This window comes from Verrucomicrobiota bacterium (genome assembly GCA_021413925.1).
Lineage (GTDB): Bacteria > Verrucomicrobiota > Verrucomicrobiia > Chthoniobacterales > UBA6821 > UBA6821.
On the sequence record JAIOPL010000026.1, the window covers coordinates 76435 to 98197 of the forward strand.

Consider the following 21763-nt stretch of genomic DNA (forward strand, 5'->3'; position numbering starts at 1 on the left):
AAAGCAAAGTCTTTTTGAAAGACTATTTTACTGGCAGCATCATCTCCTTCTGAGTTCTCTCCAATAAATCCCTATAGGTTTCCTCTCGGAATTCTGGTAGTCTTTCAGGAACATCAGTGGTGGAGATGATAATGTTATCCAGTCCCATTTTATCAAAGTCCTGACGCCGACAATGCAAACCCTCTCTTCCAATCGGCAGTCCATAATTCCACCCAAAGGAAATTCTTACAGATTTATTTGCAAGAACTGAGCATTGTTTTATGTAATCTTGACTGCTCGCAAGGGGACGAAATCCCTTGTTACCAATCCATTCCAGAACACTAGGCGTATTTCTTTTATGGTAAGGAACCTCACCTATGATTTGTAGATATTCCTGAACGATATTTTGACTCTCTTGCCACTTTTCTTTCCACCGACCAAATCCCCAGTTGTGTCCCATTGCGACATAGTCCTGATCGTGCTGCCTTCTCTCTCGGAAGGCCGATACCATGCCGACTCTTGGATCTTTCCAAAATTGCTCTCCCATCAGGTCCATGACCTGCATATATCCTGGTGCTAGAATCATGTCCTCCTCACAAAAAACGACATAATCATAGGCTTTTTCAACAAAGAGTAACTTTTCCAGATAATCAAAATGACGGGCAACTCCGAGGTTCTTTTCTTGGATATGGATCCGGTCAGCCCCGTGCAGTCGTTTTATCCTGTTCTGAAGTCTTCTGTGCTCACGTGCCACCTCTGGTCGCGCATCCTGAGCTAGGCCATCCTGAAAAATGTAGATGTCGTAGAAATCGTTGACCTTTTTTCCAAAAATCTTTTGGTGGATCAGTGTTGGATAAACGAGTTGAAAATACTCATCCCTGCAATAACTGATGAGAGCAATTGCCTTCTTCATGAGTTCCTAATCCATTCAATCCACTTGGACATTTTACCCTCTGATGCCTTTCTTATCTCGATTTTTTCCCAATGCTCATCACTCTCAACGAGGTCTCTGATTAATCCTTCTGTCCCCAAATCACCAAAACTCTTCTCATAGGCCCTCAGCGCCTCTTCCTCAGGGTCGCGTCCCAAGACTCCTCGGAACCCATCGCGGATGATCTCCCGCCGGAAGATCCTGCAGAAATACTCATACAATCTTTCCTTCACGCTCTTCATGCTCTTGATGGTGGAAAATCAGTTTTTTGAATTCTTCACCTTCTCCAAAAACGCCTCCCACTGTGGCTGGATCTTATCTGGCAGGTATCTGCTCGAAATCTCATCTCCCCGTTTCTCGAGTCTCGCGCGGATGGCCTCCGCGTCAGGGCTATACAGAACCCGCTTGAGGCAATCGACGGTACTCCCAGTAGAGTAGGGGTCGAAGTACTCCGCTGCATCCTCGTAGATCTCTCGGTGCACCGGGATATCTGAGGCCAACGCGATGCCTCCGCTCCTCATCGCCTCGACTCCGCTGAAGTCAAATCCCTCCTGAACGCTGGGGCAGACTGTTGCCGCTGCATGCCGGTAGAGAACCCGGAGATCAGGTGAGGGCACTTTATTAAGCATGAAGAGCTCCCCGCGGTCGATCCAAGTGCGTAGTTGCTTGACCATCGTCTGAAAGCCCCAGCCGAGGGTTCCCACAATCACCAGCTTAAGATCCGGATCAACTTCTTCCTTGAGGATTTCCCAGGCAGCGATGGCGCGTGAGTGGTTCTTGCGAGGCTCGACGGTGGAAACAACAAGCAGGTACTTGAACTCTTTCTGGAAGAGGTTTTGCTTAAAGAAATTCTCCTGCTCCCTCAAGTTGAAGAACTTAGGAAAGAGATCATACTCTTTTGTATCTGCATCATAGGCGGCAATCCTAGATCTTATAATCCCTCGAACCCTTTCAAATGGGGTCTCCTCCTTGAAGTAATGTGGTGAGATGATGTTATGGATCGTCACGGCCCGATCCTCCACCTCGGGGTGTAGCTTGAGTAGATCCTGACGGGTGGCCTCGGAGACGCAGGCAAACCAGGCTCGGGACTTCACGTTGCCTTCCAGAGCATAGAGGTGGGTAGCCTGATGCTCGGAGACATCATTGATGGTATGAGGTAGGAAGATCGGGATGGTGTCGTGATAGCGCACGACCATCTTGGTCCTGCTCGACACTCGCGCAGGGTAAGGTGTCTGGGCGATGAAGATGTCGATATCCCCCAGATCAACTTTGGGGTAGATGGAATGGAACCACCAATTAAGACTAAAGAGGCCAGCCTTATGCATTCCATGCCATGATACGGTGAATATCTTGTAGTTAGCCTTGACGATCCGCTTGAAGTCACTGGAGGGAAGTGTCTTGGCAAAGATGGTTCTCCAGATGAAGTCCTCGAAGGACTCGGACTTAAACTCGGTTGTTTTGATCTTCGAATTCGTGATCAAGGATCCTTTCAACGCCAGAGACTCAGCGCGGCTCTTCCAATAATCCGCAATCCTTTCCACCCAACTTTTATAGGGCTTCTCCTTGAGCGAGATGATAACCTTCGAGTAGGTGCCGTAACGGCGTGAAGGATGCTTTTTCTTACCGAAGAGGGAAGCGGATTTTCTGGGAGTACCTCGGCTTAGATTAGAATGTGCACCACCTCCCTGCAGGAGGCCCTCGACTTCGAAACTATCCAGCTTGGAGATCATGGAGAAGAGGAGTCGGGTCTCCTGTGGGATGCCGGCATATCCATCAAAGGCAGGACGCATCTCGATGAGGATCTTGGTCTTCATTTCAGGAGGTGCTTCCTCCACGGAGGAAGGGGTAATTGCGCTGATGGATTGATGCATAAAGGTTAGGCGGGAGGTTGGAGCTAGGAGTTTGGAGCGGGGTGCTGTAAGCCGGGTGCCGATCACTCGTGAGCGTGGCGGTGGTAGAAGTCGTATCCCTCGTCGAGGTCTTCGAATCGGTGAAGCACTCCCTGGACCAGGACGCCCAGATGGGTGCAGGTATTGCGAATCTGGTCCTCGTGGTGCGAGACGACGATAAGGGAGCGGTCGGCCCGCTTGACCATCAGCTCCTCGTGGCATTTCTGCGTGAAGCGCCTGTCCCCCACGGTCATCACCTCGTCGATGAGGTAGCAGTCGAACTCCACGGCCATCGAGATGGCAAATGCCAGTCGGGCCTGCATCCCGGATGAGTAGGTGCCGACGGGCTCGCGGAAGTAGCGGCCCAGCTCGGAGAAGTCCTCGACGAAAGGGATCTTGTCCTCGATCGACCTGCCGTAGACGCGGCAGATGAACTTGAGGTTATCAAGTCCGGTCAGCTGTCCCTGAAAGGCTCCCCCGAAGGCCAGCGGCCAGGAGAGGCTCATTCCACGGTAGATCTCCCCGCTGGTTGGGGCCTCCGCTCCCCCAATGAGGCGGATGAGGGTGGACTTCCCGGCACCATTGCGACCCAGAAACCCGATCTTCTCGCCCCGCTCGATCCTGAAGGTGATCCTATCGAGGACCGTGCGCTCCCCTCCACGAACGGGATACTTTTTTGTGACTTCCCTAAGCTCGATCATGCGAACTCGCGTCAGTGATAGGTCTCTGTGTATCCCCTGATCGACCTGATCTGAAGCAGCCCCAGAAAAAGCAACACGATGCTGGCGAGATACTCGTAGGAGAGATCATAATAAGGGGTGAATTTATCCCCGAAGTAACCGTCCCTGAGGCACTCCGCCCCATGAACGATCGGGAACCAGAGGAGCATTTCACGGAATTTGGGGGGGACGGATTGCATGAGCAGGGCAGCCCCGGCGATGCCTCCCAGAATGTAGGAGAAGGGATGCCAGACGTGATCGACCCATTCGTGTTTGGTGGCGATCGATCCGATAAAAAAGCCGAGGCCAATTCCAAAGCAAGCCGTTGCCATCCAGCCGTTCAGAGCCGTCAGGGGATCCCGTGGCGGCGGCATGAGTCCGATCCACGAGAAGATGATCGTCAAGGTCACCAAGGAGAAGGTGATGGCGCTGATCTGGAGGATGATGCGTGCCAGGAACAGATCGACGATCCGTACATTGCGGTGGTAGAGCAGGGGGACATTCATTTTTACCGCCGACGCCGCCGTGCTGGGCATGTTGCGGTAGAGAATGAGGGTGGAGTATCCCGTCAGAGCAAAGGCGGCGATGGGGATGTCAGCACCTCCCTCGCTGACTCCCCGCAAGCTCCAGGCCAGCGTGATGCCAACCGTTAGGATCATCGGCATGACGAAGATCCATGCAAATCCCAGCCCATGCCGTCCAAACATGGTGATCATCTCGCGCATCATGAGCGCCCAGATGACTCGGCAATGGATCGCGAAGGACTCGGGGAGGGAGCAGGCCGCAGGGGCGGAAGAGGAAGACATGAGGGATGAAAGCTGAGACCTGATACCTGAGTAAGAGCTTAAAGCGCGAAGGCTAAAGGGGGAGTCGAAGGCCGAGAAATCATGGTTATGATTTCAAAAGGAGTTGGCAGCTAGAAGATGGGCGGTGGGAGGAAGAGCTGTTCGAGGGGAACAGTGCTTCTCATAAATTTCCCTCAGTCTCTTGGCATACCGGGCACCGACGGTAGCGGGACTGAAGTCGTAAGCTCCCACTGAAACATCACGGGGATGCCTGCGGATCTCGCGCATGAGCTTTGCTGCATGATCTAGATCGGGCTCAGCCCATGTCTGCCCTTCTCCGTGGAAGTATTCCCCTGGTTTCACGGGAACCATCCGGTGACGCACCAGGGCGACCCTTGGCTCAAGGCAAAAGTCCATGTTGCCCGACCATCCGGTGGCAATAAGCTGCTTTCCGAGGAGGAGTGCCTCGGTAATGCCACGTCCGAATCCCTCGGCCCGATGGAGGGAGACGTAGCAGTCGCAACATTGCATCAATGAAAGCACCTCGGGTCGTCGCATGGATTGCTCGATGAGATGAATGCGCGAGTCACTCTCTGCCATCCAGCGGAGTTTGAGACAGTCAAACCGGAGCGTCTTGGCATGGTTAACTTTCAGCACTAGACCGACTTCTTCCTTTGTTTCGGATGGAAAGGCCGATTGGAATGCCTTGATCAGGCCAAAGGGGTTCTTGCGGGCGGTCTTGGAATGCAGGTCAAACGAGAAGTGGAAGAGGTACGCATCCTCAGGAAGGTCGAAAGCCCGACGGTCCACTGGGGCAACGTTTTGCACACTGACAGGGAGCCCCATCCGGTGGACCGGCCCGGGGAAGGATCGATAGGAGTCTGCTGTATGGGAACTGATTCCCCAGATCTCGTTGATGCACTGGTAGGCAGGGCGCCAACGCTCTGGCCACTCGGGCAGCTCCCAAGGCCAGAGCCCGATGGCATAGCGCCCCTGTGTCAATCCACTGCCCTGCTTGGACAGGAACTGTGCTGTCTTGAAGCCATTCTGGCAAAAGACATTGAATCCATAAAGGGGTCGGTCGGAGATCCACTTCCCAGCAGTGGAATCATTTTGTGAAAAACCTTTGCCGAGCCCCACATCAAGAATGCAAAAGGGCACTTCGTTTGCTCTCAGAGCCTCCGCCACTTGGCGGATATCCTCGCCAAGGCCCATCTCCGCCCTTGGATAACCGATGAGGTTGACTCCGAATGGGTAAGATGGAGCTGAAAGCGACAAAAGAGGTGAAAAGTAGGAAAATAAAAAGTTAAAGGACCGATGGATCGCCGGGCTAATAGTCTAACAGCATTGACGCCACTTCCTCCCGGAAGCAGTGGCGCCCCTATGGGGCTGTTCGCGTCGCTCGCAGTCTACCGCGCTCCATCCCTGAAGCTTGGTTCAGCCTAAACACCTGGGCTCAGCCAAGATCTGTTTTAGCCTTTATACTTTAGCCTTTCGCTTTTCCTAATGCTGATGCTCTTTCACCCCGGCGATGAAGAGGCTCCAGACGCCCCAAAGAAGCAGACCCACGGCCAGCACGGAAATGATGCTTTTGATTCTGTTGGGTTCTATGGCCACATCGGGCAGGTGCGGCTGAGAGACGACTTCCAGGTACAGATCCTGACGCTGCGCCTGATCTCTAGCCATCTGCAAAGAGGCCATGGTGGAGGCCAGCTGTGATTTGGCAAACTCGCGGTCGAGCAGTAGGAGTTGGTATTGCGAATCCTTCGCGGAGAGGGATAGATCCTGGGACGCAACCTTCGCTGCTTCTTCGGTCATTTTGCCTGATGCTTCCTTCACATGACGCTGGGCACCCTCGACCTCTTTGAGAGCGTATCCGATGGTGTTGTTGCGTGCCCGTTCGTTGAGTTTGTTCACCAGCTTCTCCGCCGCATCGAGCAGTAGCATGTTTATTTCCAGTGACTGCTTGGCCGTGAACCCCTTCACGCTCAGGGTGCAGAGGCTGGACTTTTCATCCGCATTCACCGCCACGTGCTTTTTGTAGTAGGGGTAGAAATATTCGAACTTTCTCCCAAAGCCGAGGGGGGCAAACCTTTGGATAGGATCGATCCTCCAGCTGGACCAGAGCCTCATGAGGTTCATGCTCTCATCAAGCTCCTTCAGGGCATCCCGTGACGTGATGTACTCACTGACTGCGGACACATTATCGGATGACTGGCCGATGGATCCCAATCCTGTCTTCTGAAGCATGGCTCCGATACCGGAGGGGGCGACCTGCTGGCTCTGGCTATGAATAACGAATGTGGATTCGGTTACATAAACATCACTGGCAATCAAGCCGTAGTAGACCAAGGCCAAGGCGGAGGGGAGAACAACGATCAGCGCGAAGGAGGGTCTTGCCCCGAGTTGCTCGCGAGCCAGCAGGATCAGGGCTCCCGGGGACTCAACCCTCCATTTCTCAGGCAGTCTCGCCATCAGCCATGAGAAAGTCTTTTGAACGACCCCCATCGCCCTCTGATGCAGTGACCCCAGTTGCGGGTGGAGTTTTTTCATATCTTGGATCATCTGAGCGACCAAACAATCGAAATCACGCAATGTCTTGAACGGATCAGAGAGCGATCGTTATTGGGAGAGGGTCTTCACTGCACCCACTCCTGCGGTTGCGGAAAGCCCAGTGACTGCGGGTGCCGTCAGCGCACCGATCACTCCCATAACCTTCTGGAAGCCGATAATCCCAGCATTGCCAACGTAAACGAGATCCTTGTCCTTGAGACAGAATTGCTTGGCCTTAAAAAACCCTCCCGCATCGCGGAGGTTGAGATGGTAGATAACGGGCTGGGGAGTTGATCCGTCCCGATCCGTCCGAAGGCCCAGCCTGTGGAGTACTTCGGGTGATTCCAGGCGATAGACGAATACCCCTCCGGGGTTGGCCCGGTTGTCATCCAATCCGTTGGATCCGGCAATTGCCTCCAGAATGGTGAACTGTTCATGAGGGAATGGACGCAGGGTTTGTCCAGTAGCCCCCAAGGTCTGGTAGCTCCATGAATTGACCTTCACGGAAAGTATATCTCCAGACTTGAGAAAGATATCTGTGGCGGGGTTACGAAGAGCCGTCGAAAGGTTTCCGGAGAATGTATGGCCGCCGCGGATTACCGTGTAATCCGTCTCAAAATCGCGTCCCGTGCCTCCTCCAACCTGGGCAATGGCGTCGGCAACGCGAAGTCCAGGAAGGGGAACACGCACACGCTGGGACTGCTTCACATCGCCGGTGACGGTGACCAGATCACTGCCAACCCTATCGTTCATCGTGACGATGGCGTAGGGATTGAAGGCCATCCCCTTCATGCGCTCCGCAATCTCAGCTTCCACTTCGGAAGGGGCCTTGCCCGTGACCTTGATCCTGCCGACGTACGGGACGGTGATGGACTCGCCCTGATCCACGATTTGGCTGGGCACTGAGGTGCCAATCGAGACCCCTCCCTCCTTCCCGGGCATGCTTGGGGATGAGGGTGCCAGGGTCGTTCCTCCGCTGAAAAGCCCCCCTCCCGTGGTGTATATGGCGACGTTGATCACGTCGCCGATGGAGATTTTCTGCGTTGCAGGGGCCTGCTGAGATGCCTCCGAGCATGCTTTATTGACACACTTGATCCCGGAATCTCGCAAAACATCAAGCACATGATCGTTGACTGACAGCAGAGTGAACTTTCCGGAAGGCAGTGAGTTTTCTTTCTTTCCGGCGGAGAGGATTTTGGAGGTTGAGGGACCGGCGACAGGCAATGAACCGCAGGCCGTGAGCAAGAGGCTAAGGGAGATGGAGAGATACGCTTTGTTCATATGATTTAGAGCCGTTCAAGGTATGCTGCCGCCCTTGGCCAAACCGTATTGGAAAGATCGGATGGCCTTAGCATTTTCCCTTTTTGAAGAGTGGTAAGCTCTGTATTTTCTGGTTTAAACAAACTGACTAATGTCTATTAGATATTTGTTAATAAAAATTTAACGATATTTTATATCGCTCCAAATAAACGGAGAGACACTTCACTAACTACTCAATAGTGGGAGTAGTCTCCTTGGAATCGCGAGTTGTATCAGACCGCAAAAGGGTCAAGCCATGACTGATCGCCTGTTGGATCATCCTATCCAAGGGCACACTATTACCATTTGCCACGGCGCGTAGTTTCTCCACAGCCTCCTCCTCTATCTCCAAGTGGATCATCCCAGAGTTCGAATCAGAAGATGCTTGTTCATTATTCATCAGAAGAGATACAGTGTATTGCTAATTGTGCATTTCTAGTGGTTTCGACTATTTACAGCAAGAGAATTCTCTAGCGGAATCGACTAGATTGTGGATAAATGTTTGACATGAAACGAAATGCGACATTCTCGGTAAACCTCGAACCAGAACTGAATGAGCGTCTGCGGAAAGCCTCTGATGAATCGGGGGTTGCGATCAGCTCAATCGCTCGGGCGGCAATTCTGGCGGCGATTGAGTTTTACGAGGAGCACGGGTTCTTCACTATGCCAGTGAAGTTTCAATCGTTTTCGGTTCAAAAGGTAAAAGAGGGAGAAGTTCCCATGACTACCCTGCGTTCACAAAAAGCATCACTTCCCCACCCTGATCAATCGTTATAACATAGGCTTAATGTTCATCCCTCACTAAGAAGCATAGGACACTCTGCGACCTAGTAACCGTGGTAGATTTAATGATGATGAATTCCAAATTGAACCACACCTGCGATCCCTCGACGGATCAGCTCCTTATGAGCATTGGCGGAATACCGGACGGGAATGGCGAACTTCTGGACATCCACGAATCGCTTTATCACTCCGAGGCATCAGGGTTTTATCTGCAAAGAGTCATTAATCAGGCGAGAAGAGGTGAGATTTGGAAAATCGCCCAACTTGATGAAAACGGCCACGAAGGCGCTTCTGAAGAGACCCGGTTTCACCATGAAATCGAGCCGCTGAGCAATGAACAGGTGATCCGCTATATCATTGAGATTTATGTTCCAGAAATCAGCGGTCTGAAGCAGACTGCCCACCTAGCGCTGGATAGGGCTGGAATAGGACCTCTCTTGAGGCGGCACGCGTAACTCTGGTTGCCGGGAATTTCAATTCAGGCGCATCACTTACAGGATGCACGTTCGGATGCTTTGCCCCTTTTAGTTACCGAGTTGCCAGAATCGAGAGGCCTGTGCTGATGGCCTGTGTCACAATATGTTCGGGAGGCATCTCTGTCAGCATCGCGGCCTTGAGAATCTTTTTGCCTGTATCATTTGAGACAACGATTCGTATTTTCCCTGATTTTGCTTTTGCTTTTCCCTTCTTGTCATCCGGAGTTTTCTTTGAAGGGCTCATGATAGTGTTTCTGGTATTTATTGCCAGACATGTCAACACAATCGTTTGGCCAAAACAATCGGTCTGATGAATGATTTTTCCACGTGAAGGACAAACCACAGAAACTCAGGATTAAAAAACCCTCTTCAGGGACGACTGTCGCAGTCCACTTGCCGGAGAATCTTCAAGCGCGCATTAATGCTGCAGCCAGCAAAAGCGGGCTCTCAAAACAGGACTTCTACCGGATCTGCCTGGAAATCGGGATGATCTTCTGGGATGAAGCGGGATCCATCGCCTTCACCCTCCATGATGCAGGAAAAAATCCGGACTCAATTACCAAGGTGCGTTCCATCTGCCGTGACTATGGCCTCTACCTCCCGGAGGAAGTTACCGCGCTGAGGGCTGCTGAAAAATCAGAATAAACCAGGTTTTTGCAATGGAATCATGACAAGAGATCTGGAGCGTTAGCCGGAATGGTGACGTGAAGTGGAGGGAGAAAAAATAAGCTTAAAATCAGCCTTGGGTCGTCCTCGGGACCAAGGACTCGGTGGTGAATATCCCTTATATCCGCTTCATCCCTGTTTTTCAGATTTCTGTCATGCCCGCTCAGAATTCTTCAGGGAAGCGCCGATAAGCAGATCCGAAAGCGTGTTTTTCTAGCTGTCTTGGAAATGACCTTCGGGTAACCTGATGGCTCGTGCAGAAGCCAGAGACACTCTTTCTCATCGCCGGCAACGGCTCCTACCCGCTGCTTGCAGTGAAGGGGGCGCGCGAGGCGGGCGTGGGCCGTGTGGTCGCAGCAGCCTTCGAGGGAGAAACGGATCCCGCGCTAGCCGGCTTTGTCGACGAGATCCACTGGATGCGCGTCGGCCAACTCGGCCGCCTGATCACTGCTGCCAAGAAAAGCGGAGCCACCGCCTCGATGATGGCGGGTCAGATCGCCCCCGGAAATCTCTTCGACCTGCGGCCCGATTTTCATGCACTGCTCCTGCTGGCCAAGCTGAAGGAACGCAATGCGGAGACCCTCTTCGGGGCCATCGCCGACGAACTCGAAAAAGCAGGTGTTCCTCTCCTCGTGGCCACCACCTTTCTGGAACAACACCTTGCCAATGAAGGCCTCATCGCGGGTCCGAAGCCCAAGGACCGAATCCTGGAGGATATTGCCTACGGCCTTGGTATCGCCAAGGAAGTGAGCCGCCTCGATATCGGCCAGACCGTTGTTGTGAAGAAGGGAACGGTCCTTGCCGTCGAGGGATTCGACGGAACCGACTCCACCATCCGCCGGGGAGGTGAACTCGGGAAAGGCGAGGCCGTCGTCGTGAAAGTCTCGAAGCCCCGTCAGGACATGCGCTTTGATGTTCCGGTCGTCGGCCCCCGCACACTGGAGACAGCCGCCGCCGCAGGAGTAGCAGCCATCGCGATGGAAGCGGGACGCACCCTCTTTCTCGACAAGGATCAAGTCGAGTCACTTGCCACCCAACACCACATCACCCTCTGGGGAATCACATCATGAAGACTATTCGCGCCGGCGTCGTCGGCCCAGGCAGCATCGGCATCAACCACGCACGCATCTACAGCGAGCTTCCCGACTGCGAACTCGTAGCCATCTACGACGCCAGCCGGGCGAACGCGGAAAAAGTCGCCTCCAAGTACGGCGGCAAGCCGTGCACCTCGCTTGAGGAATTTGCCGCACTCGTCGATGTCGCCTCCGTGGCGACCCCGACGGAATCCCACCATGAGGTCGGCACCTTCCTCCTGAAGAAGGGAAAGCATCTCCTGATCGAGAAGCCGATCGCGACGAATACGGCCCAGGCCCTTGACCTTGCGGCCACCGCCACCACGAACAACTGCGTCCTGCAGGTGGGACACATTGAACGCTTCAATCCAGGTCTCGAGGCCCTCGAAAAGCAATTGGCTAATCCCCGATTTCTCGAGGTCACACGCCTCTCCCCCTATCCCAACCGGAGCATGGATATCGGGGTCGTCCTCGATGTCATGATCCACGATCTGGAAATCCTGCTCCACTTGGTACGCTCCCCGGTAGTCAGCGTCGATGCCGTTGGCATCGCCGTGCTCAGCAAGGGTGAGGACATTGCCAATGTCCGTATCCGCTTCGAGAACGGCTGCGTCGCGAACCTGACAGCCAGCCGCATCAGCCGGGACAAGGTGCGTAAGATCCGAATCTTCCAAGAGGATGCCTACCTCTCGCTCAACTACCAAAACCAGAGCGGATACATCCTCCGCCTCAAAGAAGGTGGCATCAAGCGCGAGCGGGTCAAAGTAGTCAAGGGAGAGCCCCTGCAGCGGGAACTCGCCGCCTTTGTCACCTGCGCCCGTGAGGGAATCCAACCCCGTGTCACGGGACGCGAGGCGGCGGCGGCCCTCGACTTGGCGATCCAAATCACGAAACAGATCGAGGAGGCCGATCCCCGCAAGAAATCGCCCTCTCTGCCTGCATGAGCACGTCGGGTCGCCATCTCGCGATCATCGCCGGAGAGGCCAGCGGCGACACGCACGGCACCGCGCTGATGCGCTCGCTCCGGGAGCAGGATCCGACGCTTCTCTTTACCGGCAAGGGCGGCCCCAAAATGACTGGTGAAGCCCTCTCCTCCGGCGGCACCTTGGATAACTGGATCGCCGAGGCAGGAGTCCTGGGACTCTGGGATGTGCTGCGCCACTACGGATATTTCAAAAAGAAATTTGCGGAACTGCTCGACAAACTCGCGACCGACCCGCCCGAGGCGGTGATCCTTGTCGATTACCCCGGCTTCAATGTCCGCCTAGCCAAGGCGATCCGGAAAAGGAAGATCCCCACCCGTATCATCTACTACATCAGTCCGCAGGTCTGGGCCTGGAACCGTCGTCGCATTCCCGAGATGGCACGCGCACTCGATCTGATGATCTGCATCTTCCCCTTCGAGCAGCAGATCTACGAATCCTCGGGTCTCCCCACCATCTTCGCCGGTCACCCCATGGTCGGGGAACTGCATGCCGTTCCCACCTCGGAGCGCGACGCAACCCTGATTGGTCTCTTTCCTGGAAGCCGCGAACGCGAAGTTCGCAAGATCTTCCCAGCCATGCTGGGCGCGGCGAAACTTATCTTGAGATCTCGGCCTGAGATCAGGATCGAGGCGGCAGCGGCGACCGCGACCCATGCGGAACTCATGCAGGCAATGGCACGCGAGCAGAACCTGCAGATCACCATCTCCTCGGGCAACTCCAAGGATCTGATGCGCCATGCCGCAGCAGGCTTGGTATGCTCTGGAACCGCAACGCTTGAGGCCGCCTGCCTTGGCCTTCCCTATGCTCTGGTCTACAGGGTCGCCACGCTCACTTACGAGGTTGGCATCCGTGTCATCCGGATCCCGTATCTGGGCATCGTCAATATCCTAGCCAACCGCCCGGTGGTCCGGGAATTTATCCAGCACGATGCCACTCCGGCAGCCCTGGCCGACGAGGCGCTCCGCCTGCTCAATAGCACCGAGGCTCGGGAACGACTTGCCGCGGATCTTTCCTCTGTCGTGAACTCATTGGGAAGACGTGGCGACCTCTCCGCCTCCGAAAGAGCCGCTCATGCCGTGCTTGAATGTCTGGAAAAGCCGGCGAGACAGCCTCATTAAGGAGTCATGTCATTCCCTAAAGAACATTTGGAGTCGCTCTGGGCTCCCTGGCGTGTCGAATACTTCAGCCGGGAGCGCGCCAGTGGGGAGGACTTCCTTGCAGAGGCCGCATCCACAGACGATGACGCAGCCCACTTCGTGGTCTGCCGTCGGAAGAATGCCTTTTTGATCCTGAACAAATACCCCTACGCCTCCGGTCACCTCATGGTGGTCCCGTATAAAAGAACCGGGCGGATGGAGGACCTCTCCGCAGAGGAGGCCCTCGATGTCTGGAACCTCGCCAGCCATGCCCAGCATCTCCTGCGTGAAGTCACAAAGGCCGAAGGGTTTAACGTGGGGTTCAATATAGGCACCGCTGGAGGTGCAGGCTTTGAGGAGCACCTGCATCTGCATATCGTTCCCCGCTGGAGCGGAGATCAGAACTTCATGCCGATGCTGACCGGCACGCGGATCATCCCCGAAGGACTACAACCACTCTACGACCGCCTCGTTGCTGCAGACAGAAACTCACAGGGTTGAAGAGGATGAAGGCTTTTAGGATACATCCGAGGGAATGACTCGCGCAGAGGCGCGGAGGCGCAGAGGAAAAGACAAAGGATTGGGTCCGGAGAAGACTGTCACCGATGTCTCCAAAGATACGTTGCTATGAGTCATAAAAACTCTGCGCCTTTGCGTCTTTGCGCGAGATTTCTTCCCTTGTAAATGCGTTATATAAAACCGAAACCGCTCTAGGACACAGCCTGCAGACAAACTCGCGCAGAGATTTTAGATGCGGTGTTAGGCGCGTGAGCGACGCTGTAGTTTTCCTACAGCAAGCGAGTAGCAACAATACAACGCGCTAAAAACCTGCGACTGGCGGGAGTAGGTTGGACTGCCGAAGGCAGCCCCCCATTTCTTTGGGGGGGGCGAGCGGCGTGGGCACGCCTGAGTTCAATCCCTGCGTCTCTTATTCGACGGTGACGCTTTTGGCCAGATTCCGCGGCTTGTCGACGTCACAACCGAGCTCCACCGCGATGTGGTAGGCGAAGAACTGAAGGACGATCGATGTCAGGATCGGGGTCAAGATCTCAGGAGCATCTGGGATCAAGATGACGTCGTCGCAGACGAGCGAGAGTTGTTCCCCCTTACCCTCGGTTCCGATGGCGATGACTGGACCGCCGCGGGCCTTGACCTCCTCGATGTTGCTGAGGTTCTTCTGAAAAACAGCATCATGCGGTGCGATCACCACGGAAGGGGTCTCGGGATTAACCAGGGCGATCACCCCGTGCTTCAGCTCCGCACTTGGGTAGCCCATGGCGGCGATATAGCTGATTTCCTTGAGCTTCAGGGCGCCCTCCATGGCCACGGGATAGTTGTACTGTCGGCCCATGAAGAGCATCACCTTCGACTGGGCATAGCGCTTCGCAATCTTGGCGATCTCAGGCTCAAGCTGGAGAACTTTCTCGATCTGACCGGGAAGGGCTTCGAGTTCGGTGATGATGCGGCTGCCGGCGGAGCTGGAGAGGTTGCGGATACGACCGAGGAGCAGAGCGATGAGGGTGAGAATCGTGACCTGTGAGGTGAAGGATTTGGTTGCGGCCACTCCGATCTCGGGACCGGCATGCATGTAGACGCCGCCGTCACTTTCCCTTGCAATGGTGCTCGCCACGTTGTTGCAGATGCCGAGGGTTCGGTGGCCCTTTCGCTTGCTCTCACGCAGGGCGGCCAGGGTGTCCGCGGTCTCACCGCTCTGACTTAAGACAAAGACCAGGGTGTCCTTGGTCATGGGGAGGTTCCGATAGCGGAACTCGCTGGCGTACTCGCACTCGGTCGGGATCTGGGCCAGGCTCTCAATAAGGTATTCGCCGACCATGGCGGCATGGAAGGCGGTGCCGCAGCCAGTCAGCACGATCCTCTCGACCGTGCGGAGCTCAGCATTGGACATGTTGAGTCCGCCCAGCTTGGCGGTGGCCTCTTCATGAGAGAGACGCCCACGCATGGCGTCGGCGACGGTGCGGACCTGCTCGTGGATCTCCTTGAGCATGTAGTGAGGGTAGTCCCCCTTGCCCACATCCTCTTCGGCCGTCTCGACCGTGGTGACGTTGTAGTCGGCTCCATTTCCCTGGACCGTGGAGAGGGTGAATCCCTCTCTGTTAAGGACGGCTATCTCGTAGTCGTTCAGATAGACAACATCGTGGGTGTGGCCGACGATGGCGCTGACATCGCTGGCCAGGAAATACTCCCCCTTGCCAATACCAAGAACCAGAGGACTGCCACGGCGCGCCCCGATAAGGACTCCGGGAAGATCCGCATGCACGATGGCTATCCCGTAAGTGCCGGCAACCTGACCAAGGGCTTCACACAGCGCGGAAACAAGGGCTCCCTGGGTACGCTCGGCGGAACGGTCAAAGGCACGGCCGATAAGATGCGCCAGAACCTCGGTGTCGGTCTGGGACTGAAACTGATGCCCTTCCTCCTCGAGCTGTGTGCGCAGAGCGGCATAGTTTTCGATGACGCCGTTGTGAACCAGAGCTAGCTTGCCGGAACGATCGAAGTGCGGGTGGGCATTCTCGCGGGTGACCTTACCATGGGTGGCCCAACGGGTATGGCTGATGCCGGTGGAGCCTCCGATCGGGTTGAGAGCGATAGCCTTGCAGAGATCATCGATGCGTCCCACCTCCTTGCGGACAGAGATAATCCCCTCCTCTAGGGTAGCCACACCGGCGGAGTCGTAGCCCCGGTACTCCAAGCGACGAAGCCCCTCTAGAAGGATAGGGACCGCCTCAGCACGACCGACATAGCCTACGATTCCGCACATAAGATTTTGATTTGATTCCCGTTACCTTCGGTCGGAGATATTTCGGTTGATTTAAGAGAATGACAAACAGGCATAGTCTTCGCAAGATGCTTCCGTCTTCCCCAATTCATCTATCCTCAAGAGTATGCAAACCAAGCATGTCATCGCCCCAGCGACCCGCACCCTGGCCATCATTATGGGTGGAGGAGCCGGAACGCGTCTCTTCCCGCTCACCAAGGACCGAGCAAAACCGGCGGTGCCTATCGGCGGAAAATACCGTCTGGTCGATGTGCCGATCAGCAACTGCCTGAACTCCGGCATCCGCGGCATCTACGTCCTGACTCAGTTCAACAGCACGTCCCTCCATCGCCACATCAACGCGAGTTACAAGTTCGACAATTTCTCTCCAAGCTTTGTCGAGATCCTTGCGGCGCAGCAGACCCCTGAGGGATCGACCTGGTACCAAGGAACTGCCGATGCGGTCCGCCAGAATCTCCGCACCTTCATGGAGGGGAATTACGACTATTTCATCATCCTCTCAGGGGATCAGCTCTACCGCATGGATTACCGTGACGTCCTCCAGCAGCACATTGCAGGCGGGGCGGATCTCACGATCGCCTGCATTCCGGTGAATCGCGAGGCGGCCATGGGATTCGGCATCATGGAGACTGATTCGGAACAGCGGATCACTCGCTTTGTGGAGAAGCCTACGGATCCCCTTATCCTTGAGGAGCTACGGATGAAGCCTCAAGTCCTCTGCGAACTCCATGAACCTGAGAATCAGGATCTCTACCTGGCCAACATGGGGATCTATATCTTCAACCGCCAGGTGCTGGCCGAGTGCCTCGACAATACGATGGATGATTTTGGGAAGAATATCATCCCGGCAACAATCGGCTCAAGGAATGTCCAGGCCTATGTCTTCCGCGGCTATTGGGAAGATATCGGAACGATCCGCTCCTTCTTCGACGCCAACCTCAATCTCTGCGATCCCGCGCCTGTATATAATTTTTACGCCCCCGGCGCGCCGATCTACACGCAGTCGCGATTCCTGCCTGCCAGCGTGATCGAGGAAACGGTCGTTAACCGCGCCATCATCTCGGATGGATGCCAGATCCACTCAGCGCGTCTGGAGCGTTGCATTCTCGGAATCCGCAGCCTGATCAAACCAGGATCACGGCTAAAGAACACCATCGTGATGGGCGCCGATTTCTACGAATCCGACAAGGGAGGCACTCCGGCGGGTGAGATTCCGATCGGCATCGGCAGGGATTGCCTCATTGAAGATGCGATCATTGATAAGAACGCGCGGATCGGCGACGGCGTGGTGATTACTCCCCACGACAAGGATGCTAACTCCGAAGGCCCGGGATACTATATCCGGGATGGCATTGTGGTTATCCCCAAGAATGCAGTCATTCCTGCAGGAACCCGCATCTGAGGGTTTTTCCGTTCCATCCTTTCCATGAAGAGAATCCTTAGAGCCCTTAAAATCCTTCCACTGCTTGGCATTCTTCTGCCGCTGGCGGGGTGCCTCTACGACAACCCTCCCACAGGCCCATCCCGAAGCATCGACACCTGGCTGGTCGGACAGTGGCAGACCAAGGCGAAAGCCGGGCATTCTTATTCCGCAATCGTGGCCCCGACAACCGCCTCGGATCATTACCGCGTGACCTTCTCAAGACCCGGCAGCAGCGCTCAGGAGTTCGACGCCTGGATCAGCAGGGTGGACGGATTCTCTATTCTGGTTCTCAAGTCACTCGATGGGATGGGCGCTAGAGGAGTGGGAGGTGCTGGAAAATATCTCCTTTGCCATTACGAGCTACTGGCTCCCGGCACTCCACCTCCCGGCGGCATCGGCGCAGAACGCATCCGTCTGAGCGAACTCCAGCTCGACGAGTCAACCCGCACGCTCGATTCCTTCAAACTCCGAGCCGCCATCCGCACCGCCCTGAAAGAAGGCACTCTCCTCGCCCCCTTTGACACGGTGGCGGAGCGCAAGGGAAAGCTGGAAGCGATCCCTGGCAGCCTCATCTGGACCAAGACCGGAAGCGTGACCCTGAATGGGGAGACGTTCTAAGTAGTGCGAATGTGGGAAGGTGGGAAAGTGGGACAGCTTAATTTGATGCTTCCGGTCGACTCATTGAATTCCACCTTCTAACATTCATACTTTTTCACCTTTTACTTCTACCATCATGTCCAAACCCGCCACTACAGAAACCCGCATGGAGAAGATCGTCAGTCTCTGCAAGAGGCGCGGCTTCATCTACCAGTCCTCCGAGATCTACGGCGGCATCGGGGGCTTCTGGGACTACGGCCCGTTGGGTGCGGAACTGAAGCGCAATCTCCGCGATACCTGGTGGCGTGCGATGACCCGGGAGAGGGAGGATGTGGTTGGCCTCGATGCCACGATCATCATGCACCCGGCGATCTGGAAGGCCAGCGGCCATGTCGATACCTTCGCCGACATGATGCGTGAGTGCACCGTCTCCAATAAGCGGGTCCGCGCTGACCATGTGGAGCCCCAGGCCGGTTCAGTGATCCGCTTCACTGGGGCCAAGGCGCCCGCTCCAGGAAATTGGTATCTCGACAGAACCATCACTGTCTTGATGAAGCAGGGAGAGCACATTGAGAGCTTCCGCAAGCGGGTCCGCCTGCTTATTGCCCAGAACGCAGGCACCGCTGCAGGTAAGCCGGAAGAGATAGAACTCCTGGGCGAAGAGAAGATCGACGTGATCGATGGTTCGGTTGATTTTCATCCCGAGACCGGCGGAATGCTCAACGAGGCGAGGCCGTTTAATTTGATGCTCCGCACCTATGTGGGACCGACGGCCACCGAGAACGATGTCGCCTATCTGAGGCCCGAAACAGCCCAGGCGATCTTCGCCCAGTTCAAGAATGTCTGCGACTCCTCACGCGTGAAGGTCCCCTTCGGCATCGGCCAGATCGGGAAGGCCTTCCGCAACGAGGTGACGCCGAAAAACTTTACCTTCCGATCACGCGAGTTCGAGCAGATGGAACTCGAGTTCTTCATCAAGCCCGATGAGGCCGTCCGGCTCATCCATAGATCCGTGGCGGCATGGCATGAAGGAGCCGATCTGAGCGAACCAAAGCCCGATTGGGGCTGGGAAATGTGGCACCGCTACTGGGTCGCGCAGCGCACGGCCTACTATGCCTCGATCGGCCTTGGCATGGATGTCCTCGAATACCATTGGCAGTCCAAAGCCGACCTCGCTCACTACGCCCGCGCCTGCGTCGATATCCTCTACAAGTTCCCCTTCGGCACCGACGAACTGGAAGGAATCGCGGCACGCGGATCCTTCGACCTGACCCAGCATCAGACCCACTCCGGCAAACAGCTCGAGTATTTTGACGAGGAGTTGAAGGCCGCTTGCGACGCAATGACCCAGGAGCAGAAGACAGCCTTTATCGAGGAGACCCATGCGGCGCGTACAAATCCGGAAACATCCCGCGAGGAGATCACGTCGACCTGCGAGAAGCTCTTCAAGGGTCTCTACATACCCCATGTGATCGAGCCCTCTGCGGGACTCGACCGGCTGGCCCTGGCCATTCTCGCGAATGCCTTCGACGAGGAGGAGGTCACCGATGATAAGGGAAAGACCGAGACCCGGACGGTGCTTCATTTCCATCCGAGGATCGCCCCGATCAAGGTCGGCGTCTTCCCGCTGCTCAAGAATAAGCCGGAACTCGTCTCCAAGGCCCGGGAGATCGTCGCTCTTCTGCGCCCCCACATGAGCGTCTTCTACGACGAGACCGCAGCCATCGGTCGCCGCTACCGCCGACAGGACGAGGCGGGAACCCCGTTCGGAGTCACCATCGATTTCGAGACGCTCGGCGAGGAGAAGCCGGAGTTCAAGGATACCGTGACGCTGCGCGAGCGGGACTCGATGGAACAGCGCCGTATCCCGATCGCGGAACTGCTACCCTTCCTGCTCAGCAAGATTTTGTGAGCTTCAACTCTCTGACACCCGAAGATAAATAGTCTCCCGCAGAGGCGCAGAGACGCAGAGTGGAAAAGGAAGTGCAAAAGAAAGTGGAAAGTGCGTTTTGCCTCAAAAGAACGTAAAGACCCGAAAGATTCCAACTTGAATCCTCATGGTTATTTTTCGCTGCTAATTTTATTTACTGCAAAGATCTCTGCGCCTCCGCGCCTCTGCGGGATAATTTGCATCCAGGGCCGTTATCTTTATCTCTCCACGACGGAGGCCGTCTCTCCGTCGGCGAATTGGGTCAGCATCCTCTCTCCCGGATTAATCTGGGAGGCGGAGGTGATGACCTTCCCATCTTTCCTCCGCGTAATGCTGAAACCCCGCTGCAGGGTTGCCTGGGGGCTGAGCGCTGCGAGGGCCGAACCAACCCGACTGATCCTGCCCTTCTCACGCTCGAACCGGTGACGAAGGATGACACCTAGCTGATCCCCCACCGAGGAGAGCCTCTGCTCGGCATTTGCCAGACGATAACCCGGATGGGCCGAGGCAATCTGCGCCGACATTCTGCCTAGCGTGGCATCCAACTGTTCCAAACGGCGATCCAAGTGCCCGGAAAGGGACTCCTCGAGACGGTCCGAAGTCTGACGAGCCTCCTCCGTCCGGCGGTAGGGTTCCCGGAATAGTAACGAGGAAGCCAGTCGGTGCTCAGCTGCACGATGAAGCCCGATCAGCGCATCGGCCTCGCGTGCAATCCTAGCCACCAGGGAACGGCAGCGCTCCAAGAGTTCGGAGCCCTCTGCGGCAAGCAGTTCCGCGGCGGCACTCGGGGTGGGAGCCCGGAGATCAGCAACGAAATCCGCGATCGAGAAGTCGATCTCATGCCCCACGGCGCTCACGACAGGCACCCGGGATTCGGCGATGGCACGGGCGACGACCTCTTCGTTGAATTCCCAGAGATCCTCCAGACTCCCGCCGCCGCGTGTGACGACAATGACATCCACGGGACCGATAGAGGGATTTCCCTGGGAGAGTTCTGAAATGGCGGCGGCAATTTCGGCGGCCGCTCCCTTGCCCTGAACCCGCACGGGATTGATGACCACCCGGAGCCCCGGATGGCGACGGTGAAGCACCTGCAAGAAATCCTGGATCGCGGCTCCCGTCGGAGAAGTGACCACGCCGATCCGGCGCGGGAAACGGGGGATCGGACGCTTCCGCTCCCTATCGAAAAGCCCCTCGGCTGCAAGGCGTCGCTTGAGCTCCTCAAACCGGGCCTGAAGCATTCCTTCTCCCTTGGCCTGCACCAGTCGCACCATCAGCTGGTACTGCCCGCGTGCCTGGTAAACGCTCACCGGTCCGTAAAGCTGTACTTGGAGGCCGTCGCGCAACTCGACCTTCTGGCCCGAGGCGGATCGGGCAAAGAGGACACAGGATAACTGCGATTCCTCGTCCTTGAGCGTGAAGTAGCAATGACCGGAGCCTTGGCGACGGAGGTTGGAAATCTCCCCCTCTACCCAGACCATGCCGATACCCTCTTCAAGGAGTCCGGTGATCCGTCGTGTCAACTGGGCCACGGAGAAGACTTCTGGATCCTTTGATCCTGAAGTCGGGAGATGGGAGATAGGCGCTGGGGTCTGGGGAGGAGTCATTCCCATGGGGAGATCCTTCTTTTCAGGAATGCTTGTTTCCGGCGCTTTTTCCTTCCGGCGCGGGAGCACTGGGGCCATGTCAAAGCCGAGCTGCAACTCCCCCTCCGCTTCCTTGCCTGGGCGACGGGACATGG

The 21763-nt window shown here is 55.9% G+C and carries 21 protein-coding genes; 10 read left to right on the forward strand and 11 right to left on the reverse strand.

All coding sequences use genetic code 11. The annotated features are described in order from the left end of the window. Positions 1 to 22: 22 nt before the first annotated feature. The 8 genes from K8R57_10180 to K8R57_10215 all read right to left on the reverse strand — a co-directional run bounded on the left by K8R57_10180 (position 23) and on the right by K8R57_10215 (position 8137). Entirely contained in the window at positions 23 to 892 is an 870-nt protein-coding gene (locus K8R57_10180) for a hypothetical protein (protein MCE9588666.1), read from the reverse strand. After that, positions 889 to 1152: a hypothetical protein gene (locus K8R57_10185; protein MCE9588667.1), complete on the reverse strand. Its 264-nt coding sequence runs from the start codon at positions 1150 to 1152 to the stop codon at positions 889 to 891. The genes K8R57_10180 and K8R57_10185 overlap by 4 nt, the downstream gene beginning before the upstream one ends. 18 nt (positions 1153 to 1170) lie before the next feature. After that, positions 1171 to 2724 carry a glycosyltransferase family 4 protein gene (locus K8R57_10190; GenBank protein ID MCE9588668.1) on the reverse strand — a complete coding sequence of 518 codons (1554 nt, stop codon included), beginning with the start codon at positions 2722 to 2724 and terminating at the stop codon, positions 1171 to 1173. A 119-nt stretch (positions 2725 to 2843) separates the two neighbouring features. Continuing rightward, a complete protein-coding gene (locus K8R57_10195) occupies positions 2844 to 3500 on the reverse strand; it encodes an ABC transporter ATP-binding protein (GenBank protein MCE9588669.1) in 657 nt (218 codons plus the stop codon). A gap of 11 nt (positions 3501 to 3511) precedes the next feature. Beyond that, positions 3512 to 4324 carry an ABC transporter permease gene (locus K8R57_10200; GenBank protein MCE9588670.1) on the reverse strand — a complete coding sequence of 271 codons (813 nt, stop codon included), beginning with the start codon at positions 4322 to 4324 and terminating at the stop codon, positions 3512 to 3514. Between the two features lie 93 nt (positions 4325 to 4417). Continuing rightward, a complete protein-coding gene (locus K8R57_10205; protein ID MCE9588671.1) occupies positions 4418 to 5518 on the reverse strand; it encodes a glycosyltransferase in 1101 nt (366 codons plus the stop codon). A 288-nt stretch (positions 5519 to 5806) separates the two neighbouring features. Continuing rightward, on the reverse strand, positions 5807 to 6856 hold the full coding sequence (locus K8R57_10210) for a hypothetical protein (protein ID MCE9588672.1): 1050 nt from the start codon (positions 6854 to 6856) through the stop codon (positions 5807 to 5809). A 69-nt stretch (positions 6857 to 6925) separates the two neighbouring features. After that, complete coding sequence (locus tag K8R57_10215; protein ID MCE9588673.1) at positions 6926 to 8137, reverse strand: polysaccharide export protein; 1212 nt, start codon at positions 8135 to 8137, stop codon at positions 6926 to 6928. A gap of 516 nt (positions 8138 to 8653) precedes the next feature. Here K8R57_10215 and K8R57_10220 point away from each other — a divergent pair. Together K8R57_10220 and K8R57_10225 are read left to right on the forward strand one after the other, a co-directional pair. Further along, positions 8654 to 8932 carry a hypothetical protein gene (locus K8R57_10220; GenBank protein MCE9588674.1) on the forward strand — a complete coding sequence of 93 codons (279 nt, stop codon included), beginning with the start codon at positions 8654 to 8656 and terminating at the stop codon, positions 8930 to 8932. A gap of 128 nt (positions 8933 to 9060) precedes the next feature. Further along, a complete protein-coding gene (locus K8R57_10225; protein MCE9588675.1) occupies positions 9061 to 9393 on the forward strand; it encodes a hypothetical protein in 333 nt (110 codons plus the stop codon). Between the two features lie 73 nt (positions 9394 to 9466). Here the strand turns inward: K8R57_10225 and K8R57_10230 are convergent, their stop codons facing one another. Then, positions 9467 to 9658 (reverse strand): hypothetical protein, encoded by a 192-nt coding sequence (locus tag K8R57_10230; protein ID MCE9588676.1) that lies wholly within the window; start codon positions 9656 to 9658, stop codon positions 9467 to 9469. A gap of 83 nt (positions 9659 to 9741) precedes the next feature. On the opposite strand from K8R57_10230, the gene K8R57_10235 reads away from it, so the two are divergent. The 5 genes from K8R57_10235 to K8R57_10255 all read left to right on the forward strand — a co-directional run bounded on the left by K8R57_10235 (position 9742) and on the right by K8R57_10255 (position 13776). Then, positions 9742 to 10059: a hypothetical protein gene (locus K8R57_10235; GenBank protein ID MCE9588677.1), complete on the forward strand. Its 318-nt coding sequence runs from the start codon at positions 9742 to 9744 to the stop codon at positions 10057 to 10059. A gap of 275 nt (positions 10060 to 10334) precedes the next feature. Then, positions 10335 to 11150: a UDP-2,3-diacylglucosamine diphosphatase LpxI gene (gene lpxI, locus K8R57_10240; protein ID MCE9588678.1), complete on the forward strand. Its 816-nt coding sequence runs from the start codon at positions 10335 to 10337 to the stop codon at positions 11148 to 11150. Next, the gene (locus K8R57_10245; GenBank protein ID MCE9588679.1) at positions 11147 to 12097 is read left to right on the forward strand and encodes a Gfo/Idh/MocA family oxidoreductase; all 951 of its coding nucleotides are present in this window, start codon (positions 11147 to 11149) and stop codon (positions 12095 to 12097) included. Before lpxI ends, K8R57_10245 begins: the two co-directional genes overlap by 4 nt. Next, complete coding sequence (gene lpxB / locus K8R57_10250; GenBank protein MCE9588680.1) at positions 12094 to 13257, forward strand: lipid-A-disaccharide synthase; 1164 nt, start codon at positions 12094 to 12096, stop codon at positions 13255 to 13257. Before K8R57_10245 ends, lpxB begins: the two co-directional genes overlap by 4 nt. Before the next feature lie 6 nt (positions 13258 to 13263). Beyond that, entirely contained in the window at positions 13264 to 13776 is a 513-nt protein-coding gene (locus K8R57_10255) for an HIT domain-containing protein (protein MCE9588681.1), read from the forward strand. A 427-nt stretch (positions 13777 to 14203) separates the two neighbouring features. Here K8R57_10255 and glmS read toward each other — a convergent pair whose 3' ends face one another. Then, on the reverse strand, positions 14204 to 16054 hold the full coding sequence (glmS, locus tag K8R57_10260) for a glutamine--fructose-6-phosphate transaminase (isomerizing) (GenBank protein MCE9588682.1): 1851 nt from the start codon (positions 16052 to 16054) through the stop codon (positions 14204 to 14206). 124 nt (positions 16055 to 16178) lie between these two features. Here glmS and K8R57_10265 point away from each other — a divergent pair, with 124 nt between their 5' ends. The 3 genes from K8R57_10265 (at position 16179) to K8R57_10275 (ending at position 20004) form a co-directional block, all read left to right on the forward strand. Next, a complete protein-coding gene (locus K8R57_10265; GenBank protein MCE9588683.1) occupies positions 16179 to 17474 on the forward strand; it encodes a glucose-1-phosphate adenylyltransferase in 1296 nt (431 codons plus the stop codon). Between the two features lie 24 nt (positions 17475 to 17498). Further along, complete coding sequence (locus tag K8R57_10270; GenBank protein MCE9588684.1) at positions 17499 to 18113, forward strand: hypothetical protein; 615 nt, start codon at positions 17499 to 17501, stop codon at positions 18111 to 18113. Positions 18114 to 18228: 115 nt separating this feature from the next. Beyond that, the gene (locus K8R57_10275) at positions 18229 to 20004 is read left to right on the forward strand and encodes a glycine--tRNA ligase (protein ID MCE9588685.1); all 1776 of its coding nucleotides are present in this window, start codon (positions 18229 to 18231) and stop codon (positions 20002 to 20004) included. Positions 20005 to 20240: 236 nt separating this feature from the next. On the opposite strand, the gene xseA is transcribed toward K8R57_10275, so the two are convergent. Next, positions 20241 to 21761 (reverse strand): exodeoxyribonuclease VII large subunit, encoded by a 1521-nt coding sequence (xseA, locus tag K8R57_10280; protein ID MCE9588686.1) that lies wholly within the window; start codon positions 21759 to 21761, stop codon positions 20241 to 20243. Positions 21762 to 21763: the final 2 nt, after the last annotated feature.

Excerpts from the sequence above, each read along its gene's own strand:
- lpxB (MCE9588680.1), top strand. The coding sequence starts at position 12,094 with ATGAGCACGTCGGGTCGCCATCTCGCGATCATCGCCGGAGAGGCCAGC.
- K8R57_10275 (MCE9588685.1), top strand. The coding sequence starts at position 18,229 with ATGTCCAAACCCGCCACTACAGAAACCCGCATGGAGAAGATCGTCAGT.
- K8R57_10180 (MCE9588666.1), bottom strand. The coding sequence starts at position 892 with ATGAAGAAGGCAATTGCTCTCATCAGTTATTGCAGGGATGAGTATTTT.
- K8R57_10220 (MCE9588674.1), top strand. The coding sequence starts at position 8,654 with ATGTTTGACATGAAACGAAATGCGACATTCTCGGTAAACCTCGAACCA.
- K8R57_10200 (MCE9588670.1), bottom strand. The coding sequence starts at position 4,324 with ATGTCTTCCTCTTCCGCCCCTGCGGCCTGCTCCCTCCCCGAGTCCTTC.
- K8R57_10265 (MCE9588683.1), top strand. The coding sequence starts at position 16,179 with ATGCAAACCAAGCATGTCATCGCCCCAGCGACCCGCACCCTGGCCATC.
- K8R57_10225 (MCE9588675.1), top strand. The coding sequence starts at position 9,061 with ATGAGCATTGGCGGAATACCGGACGGGAATGGCGAACTTCTGGACATC.
- K8R57_10205 (MCE9588671.1), bottom strand. The coding sequence starts at position 5,518 with ATGGGCCTTGGCGAGGATATCCGCCAAGTGGCGGAGGCTCTGAGAGCA.
- K8R57_10190 (MCE9588668.1), bottom strand. The coding sequence starts at position 2,724 with ATGAAGACCAAGATCCTCATCGAGATGCGTCCTGCCTTTGATGGATAT.
- xseA (MCE9588686.1), bottom strand. The coding sequence starts at position 21,761 with ATGTCCCGTCGCCCAGGCAAGGAAGCGGAGGGGGAGTTGCAGCTCGGC.
- K8R57_10270 (MCE9588684.1), top strand. The coding sequence starts at position 17,499 with ATGAAGAGAATCCTTAGAGCCCTTAAAATCCTTCCACTGCTTGGCATT.
- glmS (MCE9588682.1), bottom strand. The coding sequence starts at position 16,054 with ATGTGCGGAATCGTAGGCTATGTCGGTCGTGCTGAGGCGGTCCCTATC.
- K8R57_10245 (MCE9588679.1), top strand. The coding sequence starts at position 11,147 with ATGAAGACTATTCGCGCCGGCGTCGTCGGCCCAGGCAGCATCGGCATC.
- K8R57_10210 (MCE9588672.1), bottom strand. The coding sequence starts at position 6,856 with ATGAAAAAACTCCACCCGCAACTGGGGTCACTGCATCAGAGGGCGATG.
- K8R57_10195 (MCE9588669.1), bottom strand. The coding sequence starts at position 3,500 with ATGATCGAGCTTAGGGAAGTCACAAAAAAGTATCCCGTTCGTGGAGGG.
- K8R57_10215 (MCE9588673.1), bottom strand. The coding sequence starts at position 8,137 with ATGAACAAAGCGTATCTCTCCATCTCCCTTAGCCTCTTGCTCACGGCC.
- K8R57_10230 (MCE9588676.1), bottom strand. The coding sequence starts at position 9,658 with ATGAGCCCTTCAAAGAAAACTCCGGATGACAAGAAGGGAAAAGCAAAA.
- K8R57_10185 (MCE9588667.1), bottom strand. The coding sequence starts at position 1,152 with ATGAAGAGCGTGAAGGAAAGATTGTATGAGTATTTCTGCAGGATCTTC.
- K8R57_10255 (MCE9588681.1), top strand. The coding sequence starts at position 13,264 with ATGTCATTCCCTAAAGAACATTTGGAGTCGCTCTGGGCTCCCTGGCGT.